The 14,682-nt window shown below is 62.2% G+C and carries 10 protein-coding genes; 1 reads left to right on the top strand and 9 read right to left on the bottom strand.

Going from position 1 to position 14,682, the window contains the following annotated elements; all coding sequences use genetic code 11:
- Positions 1-101 precede the first annotated feature (101 nt).
- The 8 genes from B0B13_RS01375 to B0B13_RS01335 form a co-directional block, all read right to left on the bottom strand.
- A complete protein-coding gene (locus B0B13_RS01375) occupies positions 102-1,952 on the bottom strand; it encodes an alpha/beta hydrolase family protein (protein ID WP_076793992.1) in 1,851 nt (616 codons plus the stop codon).
- Positions 1,949-4,459, bottom strand: a complete 2,511-nt coding sequence (locus B0B13_RS01370) for a glycosyl hydrolase 2 galactose-binding domain-containing protein (RefSeq protein WP_076793990.1) — start codon at positions 4,457-4,459, stop codon at positions 1,949-1,951. The genes B0B13_RS01375 and B0B13_RS01370 overlap by 4 nt, the downstream gene beginning before the upstream one ends.
- Positions 4,460-4,530: 71 nt before the next feature.
- On the bottom strand, positions 4,531-5,577 hold the full coding sequence (locus B0B13_RS01365; RefSeq protein WP_237573908.1) for a DUF1839 family protein: 1,047 nt from the start codon (positions 5,575-5,577) through the stop codon (positions 4,531-4,533).
- 59 nt (positions 5,578-5,636) lie between these two features.
- The gene (locus B0B13_RS01360) at positions 5,637-6,602 is read right to left on the bottom strand and encodes an amino acid--[acyl-carrier-protein] ligase (protein ID WP_076793987.1); all 966 of its coding nucleotides are present in this window, start codon (positions 6,600-6,602) and stop codon (positions 5,637-5,639) included.
- On the bottom strand, positions 6,602-7,855 hold the full coding sequence (locus tag B0B13_RS01355; protein WP_139337266.1) for an acyl-CoA dehydrogenase family protein: 1,254 nt from the start codon (positions 7,853-7,855) through the stop codon (positions 6,602-6,604). Before B0B13_RS01355 ends, B0B13_RS01360 begins: the two co-directional genes overlap by 1 nt.
- Positions 7,852-8,103 (bottom strand): acyl carrier protein, encoded by a 252-nt coding sequence (locus B0B13_RS01350; protein WP_076788423.1) that lies wholly within the window; start codon positions 8,101-8,103, stop codon positions 7,852-7,854. The genes B0B13_RS01355 and B0B13_RS01350 overlap by 4 nt, the downstream gene beginning before the upstream one ends.
- Before the next feature lie 214 nt (positions 8,104-8,317).
- Positions 8,318-9,061, bottom strand: coding sequence for a hypothetical protein (locus B0B13_RS01345; protein WP_076793985.1), 744 nt, complete (start codon positions 9,059-9,061; stop codon positions 8,318-8,320).
- A 412-nt stretch (positions 9,062-9,473) separates the two neighbouring features.
- Complete coding sequence (locus B0B13_RS01335; protein ID WP_170872324.1) at positions 9,474-11,228, bottom strand: hydrogenase maturation protein; 1,755 nt, start codon at positions 11,226-11,228, stop codon at positions 9,474-9,476.
- A 665-nt stretch (positions 11,229-11,893) separates the two neighbouring features.
- Here B0B13_RS01335 and B0B13_RS01330 point away from each other — a divergent pair.
- Positions 11,894-13,756: an acetoin dehydrogenase E1 component beta-subunit gene (locus B0B13_RS01330; protein WP_286137199.1), complete on the top strand. Its 1,863-nt coding sequence runs from the start codon at positions 11,894-11,896 to the stop codon at positions 13,754-13,756.
- A 157-nt stretch (positions 13,757-13,913) separates the two neighbouring features.
- On the opposite strand, the gene B0B13_RS01325 is transcribed toward B0B13_RS01330, so the two are convergent.
- Positions 13,914-14,387 carry a hypothetical protein gene (locus tag B0B13_RS01325; protein ID WP_139337265.1) on the bottom strand — a complete coding sequence of 158 codons (474 nt, stop codon included), beginning with the start codon at positions 14,385-14,387 and terminating at the stop codon, positions 13,914-13,916.
- Between the last annotated feature and the right edge of the window lie 295 nt (positions 14,388-14,682).

Here is a 14,682-nt window from a genome sequence, read left to right as displayed (position 1 = left end):
GTACGAACTTCCGTGCCATGGCTGGCATGCTCCGATACTCGCTGGAATCAGGCGAAAGCAGCCAGCAATATGCGCTGCTTCGTGCCGATCCACTGCGCGAACTATTGGACATGCATTGAGGCAGTCGCCGAACGGGAGGTGGTAGCGGGCGCTGGTCTATGCAAGCCGCTCATGCCGCAAGGTTCGGCGCTCCAGTGCATCAACGTGTGTATGCATAGTTGAATGATCGCATCGGCGCCTTGTGTACCATACACCGAGTGATCGAGTTGCGCGATGGTTTGCACGTCGATCTGCCGTTGCCTGCGAAATGCCCGGTGAACAGGCCCGAAGTGACGGGACAGTTCGTCCAGTCCCGGGTCGAACTCGCCATAGACCAATAGTGCCTTCACTCCACGGCGCGCCAACGCGTGCATCACCCCGCGCTCGGAGTGAGCCGGCGGGCGCCAACCTGCCCGTTCGAGCAGCCGCATTGCTGGCACGCGTAGCTTGGCGGCCGTCAGCCGTACGAGCGCCTTGACAACGGGGCGCAGGTCACGCCGGCGTCGCAATAGGCTTTTCCACTTCTGCGGGTTGCGTGCTGACGCGAGGTAGCCGCGTGCCGAATTGGTCTGCTGAGCAATCGCGTCTGCGAGCGTTAAGCCGGCCGGCCAGATGAACCGGGGCAAGTTGATCACGATCATCCCGGTGACGGCCGCCGAACGCGATGCAGCCTGAAGCGACGCATACGCACCCGAGCAGATACCGAGCGCCACGACATCGCGGTATCCCTGTTCCACGAGCCAGTCCGCGGCCGCAACCACGTCCGTTACGGCTTGGTCAGAGTATGGGACGACGGATTGGTCGTCCAGCACGCAGGCGCCACTGTCGCCGACGCCGCTCACGTCCACGCGCAACGAGGCGATGCCGTGGGCTGCGAGTTGCCGCGCGACACGCACCGCGAGTCGTGCATCGGCACTGCGAGGATTGGAGGCGGTCGTGACGAACAGCAACGCCGGCATGCCCGAGCGGCCCGGCATCGGGGTGGCCGGCCGACACAGCGTTCCGATCAGCGGTGCGGCGCCGATCTGTACGGTGCTCTCGGTGGCGTCGGGCAGCACCAGGTGCGCACCCGTCGTACGCAACGAAGCGGCCGGTTCTGGCATAGGTTGCGCCACGGGGGCATCCTGCATTTGCCGCGTGGCGATCCATGCGACGCTCGCTTCGATGGTGGCGAGCGGCAGTCGGGAGCGGATGCTTTCGACCAATGTCGTGGCGGACTCGGGAAACGGCTGCACGGTGGTCTGGACGCCACGCGCCTGCAACGCCGTTTGCAGCACGGCACTGTCACCACGATCGGTATCGATGAGCAGTACGGAGCGTGGTAGCGAAGCCGCGCCCCCGATGGTGGCGCACAGGTCAATTGCTCGCAACGCGGCGACGAAGTCAGCAGGATAGCGATGCCCGAGCACGCTCAGGCAGGGCTCTTTCGCATGGGCCTGCTGCACTGCGGGCGGCGTCGTGTCCAGCCATTGACGCTCGACCATGGCTACTTCGCGCATATAGGTGCGCCCTCGCACGACGGGCGACAGTGCGACGAGTGTATCGACCTGCAGGGCGGCAGATGTATCCATCGTGCAGGCCAATAACGCCATGGCGGCACCGGTGCGCAGGCCGACCAGCGTGACATCGGTCAGCTGCGCATGGGCGCGCAGTGCGTGCACAGCCCGGCCGATACTGGCAATGCTTTTGTCAAACCGGCCGCTGTCCAGGTCGTCGCCCGCCGAGTCGCCGCAGCAGGGGTAGTCGAACCGCAGCGCCCAGATGCCCTCGCGCGCCAGCCGCTGCGCTAGCGCACGCATCAGCTTGTGGGTCCACAGACCTTCGTGGCCGACGGCGGCGCACAGCACGATGCCTCGTGACGAGCGTCCTTCGTGCAGCCATCCGACGCAATTATCGAATGTAATTGGTATCACGATGGTTTCCTCAAGCGAATGACTTTGTTGGAATTGACGGCGCGTATCTCAATCGTTCCCGGGCCGTCGTGCGTGTCCAGATGCGGGGTTCCCAAGTAAAATGACGTAAGAGGGGAGTGCAAGGGTGTCGATTCTGGCAGCAGCGGGATAGACACGTTCGCGCCGGGCGCCAGATGGAACCAGTCGTCCTTCGGCAGCAGACCTGGCGCAGTGATCTGCACATAGCGCGCGCTCGCGCGCGTGCCGACATTGATCCACCATTGGCCGTCACGCTGTTCCAGCGAGGCGTTCAAACCGATATCGTCGCGTTCGAAGACGGCCGGCGCGGTACGTTCGGGGAAATAGAACGATTGCGCGAGCAGCCGCTCCTCGTGGTCGTACAGCGATGCGATGACCGTGTCATGTTCGCGCGGGCCAAACCGATACGCGTAGGTGAAGTCGAAGAAGCGCCCTAGGCACTGCGCCGCGCTGACCTGGAGTGCACCGTGCGGTTCGATATGAAGATCGCAACGGGCCCGTGTGACCGGCACGACGGCGTCGCGCAACGCGACCAATTCCAGCCGTCCCCGCAACGGGGCGGGGCCGTCGTTGAACACGTGTACGTCCAGTCCATTCAACCCCTCGTCACACAGGCACACTTGCTGCGATTGGAGCACGTGCTTGAGTGCATACCAGGTCGACTTGGGACGCCGGAACGCGTCCACGATGCCCCATCCGGCGCCTGGCATCACGTCCTGGAATTGCCACAGTAGTGCGCCCGTGCAGCTGGACGCAGTGCGGCGCCATTCCACCATTGTCTCGGATACGACGTCGGCGAGCACGGCTCGCGATAGTTCGAGGTAGCGTGACGGATCCTGTCCCCTGAGCCGCGCCGGGTCTTGCCCATACAGCTCGCGCAAATAATGATCGCGCACATCGTCGAAATCCCATGGCGCGCCGGGATCGCGCGGCACGGCCATTTTCCACGCGATTTCGTGCACCGACGGCGAGCCGATTGCAGCGAGCGTTGCATCGGCGGGAACGTGTGCAAACGCTAGGCATTCGCTGGCGAAGCGGACCGCTGCGCGGCGCGCATCGTCCAAGGGCCGCAGATAGGCGCCGACCCCGTAGTAATGCGAGATGCCCGTGCGGGGATAAAATGGCAGTACCTGCCCGGACGGCGTGTCCGATACGTACGGTACGTCGCCCCGATGTGTCGCGGCAAGCTCGGCGAGCAAGCTGGCAGTCAACGGCATATCGCGCTGCTCGTCACTCAGGCCGACCATTGACGCTTGCTGCGCGATTTCGCTGCCTCCGCATAGCACGGCCAATGAAGGGTTGCCTGCCGTACGCGCGAGAAACTGGCTGGCTTCCAGCTTTACCGATGTGACGAAATCAGGAGCGGTACACGGATAGTCGAAATTGGCGAACATGAAGTCTTGCCAGACCAGCAGGCCCAGCTCGTCGCACGACGCATAGAACGCGTCGTCTTCGTACGTCATGGTGCCACCGACGCGGATCATGTTGAAGCCGGCGTCCCGGGCCAGCGTTAACCACGTGCGATAGTCGTGCGCGGACACGCGCAACCCCAGCGGATCGGCGGTGCTCCAGCACGCGCCTCGCACGAAGATCGGCAGCGCGTTGACGGACAACGCGAAGCCCTGGCCGTCGTGGCCGCGCGTGACCTCGATGGCGCGGAATCCGACGTATCCCAGGGCCACGGTCGTGTCGCCCAGGTGCAGCGAGACGGCGTAGCGCGCTGGTTCGCCATGCGTGTGCGGCCACCATCGCTTGGCGTTTGGCACGGTGAGCCGCGCGCGCAGCGTGAACCGGTCGTGGCGTTGCAGGCGTACATGATGGCCCTCGCAGTCCAGGACCGCGTCCAAATGGCCGGAAACCGGTGCGGCAAATGTGATGGTCGCCTCCACGATTCCATCGCGGCCTTCGATCGAGGCGCTCAGCTTGTGGTGCACGATCTGCGCGGCCGTATCGGCGTCAGCGTTGATGACGGCCACGGCGCCCCACGGGCCGATTGGCTCGATGCGCGGAAACCAGCCTGGCATATGGCCGAACAGCGAGATTCGTACCGCCCGCAGTGCTGGCGCATCGACCAGGCGCGTGCGCCAGCGGGCGCGGCGGGGCGCGGGCATGGTATCGAGGTGGCGGGCCAGTGACCGAAAGCATAGATACAACGCGCTATCCTCGGGCAGCGGGTCGATGTACACCTGCTGCGAGACGAACATGTTCGTCGACTGCAGCAGCAAAGTGTCGTTCAGCCAGACCTGCGCGATGCCCGCCAACCCGTCAAACCGTATCAGGCGGGCGCCGCCGCGTCGCAGCGGTAGCCGGTACCAGTGGTCGTATTCACCCAGCCGGCTTGTACCCAGCGGGGTGAGCCGGTTCGCGGCCGCGAGTGCCTGGCCGACGGTCCCAGGCACGGGCGCGTCGATCCACTGCGATGCATCCACGTGCGGCAGATCGCTTGGTCGGGTAGCGGCGTCGGCCGGGGTAGTGCACAAGCGCCACATAGGCGGAGCCGCGCGCCCATGAACAGTTCCGGGGCCGGCAGTGCTGCGCCCGGCCGGGGCAGGCTGCGGATTCATTGCAACGAGGACCTGGCGTCGGGGCGGGCCGTGTTCGAGTCGTGGCACAGCCGTGGCGGTGCATCGTTGTCGCCCAACCGCACACCCAGTTCGTCAATCAACGACCCGTACGCGTGCTCGATGGTTTCCAGCGTACTTTCGCAACGGTCCTCGTTGCGTCGCGCGCAAGCCCTGGCGAGCCGGAATTCGAGCACCATCGCCTCGGAGGCGATCGTGTTGCAGGCGGCCACGCAAGCGGTAAAGGCCCCGTTGCCGTCGGTACCGTTCGCATCGGGTGCGTCCAGCCATCGCAGGCAGCGGCCCAGTAGCTCGAAGTTCGCACCGAGTTGACGCAACGTGTTGAATGAATACGAATGAAAGTACGAGATCGGGCGCGATGCGATGACTGCAGCGTCTTTGGCAAGCGCAGCCCGAAACGCGGCGATCGGGCTACTGGTGGGGCGGCGTTTGAAGTGCCGCGTCAGCAGCGAGAGCGCGGTTTCGTGCAGTGCCGGGCCGCGCAACGGCTCGAAGCGCCGCTTCGCGCATTCGACGTAGGGCGCCAGCGACGTACTGGAGCTGATGTCGAACAGCCCACGATAGTCGTCACCTGCGGCCCGATAGTATCCAGCGTTATGGAAATAGCCGATTTCGCCAGCTTGCAAGTCGATCGCGTCGATGCCGATGGTCGTCTTCGTGTGCTCGCGTTGATAACTGATGCCACGGGTGTCGGGCAGATGCCACGCATCCACCTCGACCAGCATCACGTTGCCGCGTCGGACCTGCTGCTCAATATGGTACGGCAGTGGCTCGAAGATAACGTGCTCTTGCACGACAATCCCGTACAGCCGCTCTAAGTCTTCCAACGGCACCTTGAAAAAGGTGAACTGGTCTCCCTCAAAGTCTTGCGTGACTGTGAAGGGCAGCATGGCATGGGGCTCGAAACCCCATTGTGACAGCAGCTCAATCCACAGGTCGACGTAGCAATTGGTCTGCTTCCAGACCATGGTTGAGTCATGTAGCGCGTGCGGACGATAGCCAGCCGGGTCGCGCGGCAACGTCATCGGCAGCGCTGGCCGTGTGAGTGCGTGCGGCGTGGCCATGGGCGAGACGACGTCATTCATTAGCTCCCCCACAGCGCGTTGCGTACCGATTCTGGCCACGCCTGCACATCGAATCCATGATGATTGAACAGTCCGAGCGCCAGGCGTTCCATGCCGAAACCTACACAACCGGTATGCGCGACGCCGGCATCGCTCGTCTTAATGCCCCACAGCAGGCCGAAGTGGTCCATGTGGTAGTTGAAGCTCAGGCAGGCAGTGAGTCGGGTGTCGCTCTCGATCGGCACCAGCATTTCGAATTTCAGGTTTTGCTCACGCTGGCTCGACGCGGCAATGCGGCCGCCGCGGCCAAAGAATGGGTCGTTGGCCAAGTCTACTTCGTGCGGCAGCGCCAGTATCGCCATCATTCGCTTGCCACGCTCGATCCACTCGGTGCGAAATGCCAGGATCTGATCTGGCGTACCCAGGCGCACATACTCGCGCATGCGAAACAGCTGCATCCGGGTTGCGTCCAGCGACGGCTCGTGGCGAAAGCAATACGAGAACAGATCCAGCGTCCTGCCCTGCGGTGGCAGCGCGCCGCGCCGCGCGATGACCGGATAGGCGGGATAGCATGCAGCCGGCGTCATGACCACGTAGGTCGGCTTTTGGAACTCGGTCCAATCCTCGCCCCGGTCCAGGCATTGCAGCACACGTTGATGCTCGTGCTCCGAGCCGCAGAAGCTATGGACCGTCCCGGCGAGCTGCGGAAATCCCTTCAGGTATTCGCTATGCTCAAAATCGGTCCGGTTCATTGCGGGCGGAAAGCGCAGTACCTCGGCGTGCTGATCAGCGCCCAGGCGCGTGACCAATGCATCGATGGCCCCGATCACGTTCTCGAACACTTCGCTCCTGCCATACAGGCCTTGCACGCCCATCGGGATTAACAGGCCCGCGTCCACGAGCGCATCGCGTAGTGCGTTCACGCCGTGCCGATCATCGATGTCGGCCGCGTGCGCCGGTGGGTTTTGCAGCGTAATATCACCCATTATTCTTTCTCCAGCGAAGCGGGCCGTTGCGCCAGCAATAGGCTGGCCGTATTGGCATCGATACGGTCATTGTTGATCATAAGGGGTGCAGAATAGAGATCGCGAATGTGCCGGCTCAGCGTGAACGGCGTGCCGTTCTTGTACGCCGCCATGCCGCAAATCATCACCGCATGCATCACGACCTGTAGCGCGGTGATGGACACGTAAGTCTTGAGCGTGTTGATCTGAGCTGCGTCTGCCATTGTCTCGGACCACGAGCGCGTGGCTGATGCGCTGGCGCGCGCGTGGACGCGCAGCGCGCTGTCGATGCGTCCCTGCATGGCTTGCAGCAGGCCGAGCGCTTCGGCGATTCGACTACCGGCGGACGATGCGCCGGTCGGCTTGTCTTGTGCCTGTGTGCGGAAGTAGCGATGCGCGCGGGAAAACGCGTCGCTGGCGATGCCGGTCCACAGTGACGACCACAGGATGTGGGAGGCCGGCACCATCGTGCGCTCGGCGATCTCGCCGAACGGTACGGGGAAGACCTGTTCCTGGCGGCCGCGCGACTCGAGCACGAAGCCTTCGCTGCACGTGCCCCGCATGCCGAACGTATCCCATCCGCTGCGGCGAGTCAGGGTCGTGTCGTCTTTCAAAATCGTCACGAGCACCTGCTCCACGGCCGGCGCGTCCGGCGAGCGCCGGGCGGTCGTCAGAATGGCGTCGGCATAGGCGCCGTAGGAGATCGTCGGCGTGCGCTTGTGCAATGTGAACGCACCGTCGCCGTCGGGTTCGATCGCGCAGCGGCTGTTGCGCAAATTGCCGCCCACGCCATCTTCGGACGTCGCGGACGCCAGCAGCCACTCATGCTCGGCAACCTGTCGGAGAAACCCGCGATGCCATGGCACCGACATCGCATGTTCCAGTACGCAAATCACTTCGATCTGATGCATCGCGTAGATCATCGCGGCGGACGAGCACGCATGGCCGAGAATGCGGCACGCTGAAGCGACCGCTTCCAGCGACGCGCCCATGCCGCCCAACTCGACGGGCACCATCGCGCCGAGCAGCCTATGCTCGCGCATGGCGTCGATGGCTTCGCTTGGGAACCTGGCTTCGCGGTCCACGGCATCGGCGAAACGCGCCGCGACCTGCGCCACCGCGATCGCGGCTTGGTCCAACGCGTGCTCGCCGGCGCCCGACGGGTGCGCGTCAGGTTCGGGCAATGCAATGGCGTGCACCGGCTCACCACCGTTGGCGGATTGGATAACGCTCATGCTGATTGCACGTCGCGCTGCAATTGCGAGACGGCCTCAGCCAGTGAATCGATGCTCTGAAACAGATGGCGATTCAGCATGCGGTCGGGAATTTCGACGTTGAAGTGTTTTTCGATCGCAAGCATCAATTGAATCGTGTTCAGCGACGACAAACCTGCTTCGTAGAGGTCGTCACTGTCGGAAAGGCGGTCAACGGATAATTCCAGGTGAGCGACTTCCTGGATGATCTGTCTTAATTCGTTTTTCATCGGATGCTCCGGTATCAATCATTTTCCGGCTCGGGTCGTCCAAATCCCGGCGGCGGCACTCCCCGTGCGCGAAGCTAGTAGACCAGTCCGTACTCGCGAGATCTGTGCGGCACCCGACAAAACGCCAGTGTCTCTAACAGCGTGAAAAAGTGCGTGCAAAACGCAGCGTTCACACAAAGAAGCGCTGTGCAACGCGGTTTGGAGGCGCTGCACACTACGGCGGAGCACCAATCGGCGGCGCCGGGCAATAAAAAACCCGGTGGCAGCAGGTGCAATTGGCGGAAAAAACGGTATCCAAGACCCGCAGCCCGAATGCGACTACGCTGATTGTGCGCGCTCGCACGTTGGAGGTACTGCTTCGGCATGCAAAATACCTGGCATGGCTTGCCGCGCAGACGGCGGGAAGCGAGCGAGATGGATTACCCGGACTGCCCGCCTGAGGGACCAGCGGCGCGATGCTGGAGCGGTTCGCGCGACAGCCGGCTGTGCGCAATGCGTCGCGCAACGGTGCGACGATCCGCTCCTGGCACACCACTGCTGCCACCACAGTGCCAACCAGATAGGCCGGGTAAAGCGCCATCGACGGCACGACGTCGCGTGACGCGTTTACACATGCCGTGAACTGCTGCACGCATTGTAGCGGGTCCATGCCGATCGCCAGCAACTTTCCCAGCTTGGTGAAGACGAGAAACAATGGCAAATGGATGGCGAACAGCGACAGCGCTGCGTTGCCGAGCCGGGTGGCGAGCCGCGCGGCCGCGGTGGGCATCGTAACATGAGCACACACCAGGATCAGTGCGGCCTGGGATGGCAGCAGCGCGCCGTTATGGACAATGTACTGCCAGCCAAATCCGCCATGCTCGAGCGCCTTGACGCCGCCGATGAAGGACAGCGCGACGAAAGCGAGCGTTGCGGCACGGACCGCCCGCGCCCGGCTATGCCAGGCGTGGGCGCCCATGATTGAGCTAGATGTGGATGAACCGGGGAGGACGCTTGGGGAACGACGGAATGAAAGTACGGAACCGGTCGGTCCCCGCCGGCGGCGAGCGCCGGACAGACAGCATGGGAGGGACGTTGGCGCACGTGCGGCATGGCAGGGCGCAACACGCGTCGACGCAGCACAGCCGTCCGTGGGGGCAGCTGCAGCGGTCGCTGTCGTGCGCTTGCTGCGGCCGGGCCGTCGCTTGCGTCGCGTATGCCGTCGCGCGCGCGGCAACGCGTGCGCCGTGGGTGCGCACCGCCGGCGTCGCGCCAGGCGCGAACGCTGGAACCAGCGTGTTTCTGACGTGGTGGCTGTTGTATGCGTACGACAGCGATGGCATTGCCGTCGCAATATGTCGCGATGGCGATGAATCCGTGCCGGCCGGCTGTTACGCTTGAACGGGCGACGGCTCCCGTCGGTGCTGCGTATTGTGCGACTGCCGCACGCCGACGTCGCCAAGCAGGTGTAGCGGCGTTGCCGCACACGGGATTTTGTGAACGAATTGGTAGCGTAGTGCGTGGTAGCTGGCATCCGGATCATCGAAGGCTGCCTTCATCCGCTGCAATTCTTCGTCCCGATAGGCTTGCAGCGGCTTGCGCCGTTCGTCCATGCTTCGCACGCGCGCCTTGATGTTCAGATACGTCGAGAACCGTTCGTCCTGCGCGATCGTCTGGCAATGGCGTGACAGCAAAGCGTGATATTCAGTCCAATCCTCTGGCAGCACGTGGTCGACGAGGTTCATGCCTAGCGCTTCGTCCGCCACTACCGGCAAGCATGCGTCGACTAGGGCCTTCGCTCGTGCGGCGCCGGTGCGACGCGGCAATAGGTAAGTCCAGTACTCGGAGCCGTATAAGCCCATTGTCTGGTAGTGTGGATTGAGCACGACGCCGCGGCGGGCCAGCACGAAGTCGCATGCCAGTGGCATGATGGCGCCGCCGGCGCCGGCGTTGTTGCGCAGCGCGGCAATGGTGATCTTGCGTTCGGTCAGCAGGATGGTGCGCACTAAGTCGTTTATCGCATTGATGTTGCGCCACGACTCGCCGGCCGGATCCGGCGATGCCTCGATGCAGTGCAAATGAATGCCGTTGCTCCAAAAATCGTTGCCGCCCATTAGTACGATCACGCGCACGTCGTGGCGCCGACTCAGCGCGTCAAGCACATGAGTCAAGCGCGTGCATTGGCCGGTGCTCATCGCGCCGTTGTGGAAGTCGAATTCGACGTATGCCACCCGATGTTCGACATGGATGCGGATATCCTCGATAGCAGGCGAGTCCATCTCGGGTAACTGCTCTAGCCAGGCTGCGTCGCCGAACGCGGCGCGCAGCGCCAGCATCGCCGGGAGCTTGATGCCGGCGCCTGGACCGCGGCTCCCCGCCTTCATCTGCTTGATCCATACGGCACCGTCCCGCGTGGCGCGGCACACCGCGCCGTGCCGCTGGCCCAGCCATGCCCCCGGCGTGGCCTCATGTGCGATGCCCGTATCCGCTACCGCACCGAACAGATACACCGGCTGGCCATGGATCTCGTCACGCACGCCGGGGAAGCCGTCAGCCGCATGGATGCGGTTGACGATCGTATCGGTGTCGTCGGTGCTCCAGTCGATGCGGCGTGCATCCTGTCGCATCAGCACGTGGGGACGGCCCTTGACCGACGGGCGAGAATAGTCTTGCGGATGCGGCCGGAACCGCGGATTCGCGAAATCGACCAGTGCCTGCCGGATGAGCTTCACCGCGCCGGGTATGACATCACGTCGATAGATGCTGCCTTTGCTGGCCGTGCGCATCGCAAACCGGTGCGTCCCCCACACATCGCCGCCGTCCATTTCGGCGTTGGCTTGCAGCAGGGTAACGCCCCACTCGGATTGCCGGTGGGTAATCGCCCAATCCAACGCGGACGGCCCCCGATCGCCCTCGATTCCCGGGTGCACGACCAAGCACGGCCAGGCGCGCCATACCGTGTCGGGAATGCGATGTTTCAGGAATGGACAGATGATCATATCCGGATTGACCTGTTCAGCGCGAGCCAGCATCGTGTCCGGGTCCGGCGACAATTCAATGCAGACGCGATGCTCCAGTGCAATGAGTTCGCGATGAACACGCTGGACCATGCCGTTATAGGCCGAGGCAAACAGCAGAATATCCAAGCGCCCCCCAGATGGTGTTTGCGATATCGAGCAATCAAAAAACGCGAATACAGCGTGAAGCGTAGCAATCCCACCTCGCGCGACGACAGGGATGCCGAAGAAAGCGACGGGAAGGCGAAGTGATGGGCGTTGAAAGGGTGCTGTGTGGCGCCTAAGCAAACAGAAATCCGCTTTCGGAAACATCGACCGGTGATGCCCGGATGCCCGGAAAAATGTGCCGGACTCAGCCCGGCCGGACTATCAAGACATGGGTAAAACTGAGCTGCGAAGCAGGCATATCATGCCGGCTACCGTGATGTCGCGGAAAATTAATCCATATTGTCCGATGAGTTAGCAATCCAAAACAGAAAGACCCAATTTGTACTATACCAATAAAACCGGTGTGGGTGACTTGATTGGTTCATATATTTCGCCCAAATCGTTATATAAGCAACGATTGTTTCCTTATTGATCTTTACTTGGCGCTTCGCGCGTGATACGTTTCGCGCCTCATACTTTCAATTGCATTACATGCAGTTCAGCCAGCAAATGAGTTGACGCGCACGCCGGTGCCGAGGCAGCGCTATTGCTCTGCGTCTAACATTTAATAGAAGGCCGTCGGTCTTTTTTAAAGATTATCCGGTTCTTCGGAGGGCTGCTTTTAACCACTTAAAATGGTGACCATCATGAAAATGGAATTAAATAAATGTCTTTGCCGGTTGATTAAGCCAGGTCGAGTATCCTCCAGCGCAATGGTGATCGCTGTTGCGCTGTCCATGAATGCGTGTGGCGGAGGAGGAGGCGAGCCCGGTGTCGGCGACGCGATGGTTGCCGGCCAGCCTGATACGCGGACCGTGACCGTCCTTCATACTTCGGCGCTGTCCAAGCAGCCGGCTTCGATGTCCTCCGAAAACTCGGCTTCGGTGCTGTCCGAAAGGCCGACTTCGGCGTCATCCGAAAAGCCTGCTTCAGGGCTGTTCGGGGAAGCTGTCACGAGTTATTTTCAAATGCAGGTCAGTGACGGAACACTGGATTTAGCGGCTACCGTCGGCATGGTGCCTATTGAGGGCGCATCCGACGACGACCGGATCGTCTACGTGGCCTACACCCAGCGCGATGCGGAACCCTCGTCCCGCCCAGTCACCTTCTTGTTCGGTGACAGCGTTCGACAGGATCCGCTGCGTTCTACCGGCTATCTGTTGCTGGCAACGGTCGGTCCTATCGTCGGGAACCTTTCGGGCCGAGAATGTTGGGATCGATATGACAACGTCTCTACGTTGCTCGACGTGTCCGATCTGATTTTCGTCCATCCTACCGGATCGGGATTGGGCGATTTTTGGGGCAGCCCTCATGCGGGGAGGATGGCAATGCGTTTCATTGATAACTATCTAGATGCGCATCAGAGGCGTGGCTCGCCAGTGTACCTTGTCACTCACGGTGCACGTGTGGCCGGTCATGCAATGGATTTATTGAAAACGAGGCCTCACGGGTTCGCCGGCATGGCGATGCTCTCGCCGGTCTTGGGGCCGGACGGGCGTGCCGAACATCGGGAGCCGCCTGCCGAGATATCGTGGGAGCTGGGCGCGCAATGGCTCCTACACTTGGATGCCGATCTTGGTCTTGACGCCACGCGCCATTTGCCTGCCGAGCTCGATCGTCTGTGGCAGTCGCCGTACGATGTCGCTGGCGATATCCGACGTTGCGCCAATGATTCGTTCTGCGCCCAAAGCAGCGAGGCACCGCCATGGTCAGCAGGCGCGCTAGTCGAAGCGTTGTCGGTAGCTGACGCGCCTCGGCTGTTTATCGCATATGGTTCAGACGTTCAGGAGCAGGCGTTTTCGTCTGAACTGAGCCGCCTGAATGTGCATCCCACGCTTGCCAATCGAATCCAGGTGGAAAGCTATCGCGGCTTTCAAGAGGGTGATTCACGGCGAGACTTGTTTTATCTGGACGAAGTATCGCGGTTACTACTCCGAGGAGGCCTCCAGTGGCTTTATGCGTCGCGCGACGATGCATCCGTTGGCGGTTTGTCACACAAGGAGAAGCCAAGTCGAACGATCGCACGATCCGATATATTGTTGCAAGAACGCGATAGCGGCCTGGAGCTGAACATGATGGGTGACACGACGCGCAACTCACTGGCGGACAGCGTGCTTGTGCAGCAGGAGGACACCTGGATATCGATGCCGCGCCAGTTGGACCGCAGTTGGCTCGACCAGCTAAGCAATCCGTTCCGGGAAGGTCTGTCAGAGGACGAGTGCCTCGAACGAGCGTGCCAGTTAACCTTTGCACTGTTGCAAGAAGCCGAAAATTGTTTGCGGACGGGCCCGACATGGCAGCCAAGAAGGCGCCAGTCGGCCGATAGTGTTTTCGCGCAGGACGATGGCGTGCTCCATCTGCCGCGGACCAGCGTATCGGAGACGACGGTGTCTGGTCATGGCGATGTGCGGAGACGGGGTTCAAGGCTGACGCCAATCCGAGTCGAGCCAGAATTGACAGAACCGCGTTGGCCTGACCTACCGACGCCGCCGGCCTCGCCCGAGAAATAACCCTCCAACGGTGCGCGTGGGCAGCGTGCGAGAGAATGCGCACGCTGCCATACAGAGGTGACCTGGTGACACAACGTCACATGCTACCGGCGCAGGCGCTGATAGACGGGTCACTCCAAGTGGACACTTTGTTGCCGGCCACCACCGGATTTCGCGGTCACGGTATGAAGCAGGCAAGTAGTGCTGCACCCGCTTGCTTGGTGAGGTGGTTGCGTTGGACAAAGGCTATTGTTTCTCTCACGGCATTTTGCCGTTGTCCTTTGCCCAGCATGTTAATCACGCCATCGCGCCGGGCCGCATCCAGCACTTCCAGCGCATCGACGCCGTTTGTGTCACTGCCATCGAGCAAACGCAGCGCACGCTGCCAAATCTGCCGCGACAGCGTGTCGTGCAACCGAGGCGTGGTTTCGATCAGCCGGTGGACTGCTTGTATGCGCACCGGAGGGGGCGTGCGCAACAGTGCGGACTCCAGCATCGAGAGTTTGTCGGCGTGCTGCGCTGCGGGCAAGGTGGCCAGCCCCAGCAGCAGTTGTTGCAGCGTGATCATCAGCTGTTCGGATGGCAGCCCCAACGCCAGCTGCTGCATGTCTGCGTAGCGAAACGGGCGTTGTGCATCGGGCAGTCCGCTCACAGCCGCGGCTAATGCGCCGACTGGCGCACCTTGAAGCGAGGGCGGCAGGCGCCGTGTCCAGTCCTGCAATATTCCGGTATTCCATCGACACGTCGAGGGCCGCGCCGTGGCTGCTGTCGCGCAATACAGATAGTTGCGTCGCCAACACGGCGATGAGTTCGGCTTGTTGCGTCTGGTCAAGCGAGGGTAGGCGGCCCAACAGCGCCTGATACCGCGCCGCGAATTGCGACGGCCCCAATGGCAGGCATGACAGCGTCGAGGCAAGCGACGCCCACAGGTTCTGATGGCCGTTCCG

Origin of the sequence: Burkholderia sp. b14 (assembly GCF_900156195.1) — a bacterium.
Taxonomy (GTDB): Bacteria; Pseudomonadota; Gammaproteobacteria; order Burkholderiales; family Burkholderiaceae; genus Mycetohabitans.
The sequence above is the reverse complement of the archived record's forward strand: the minus strand, read 5'-3'. Positions and strand labels throughout refer to the sequence as shown.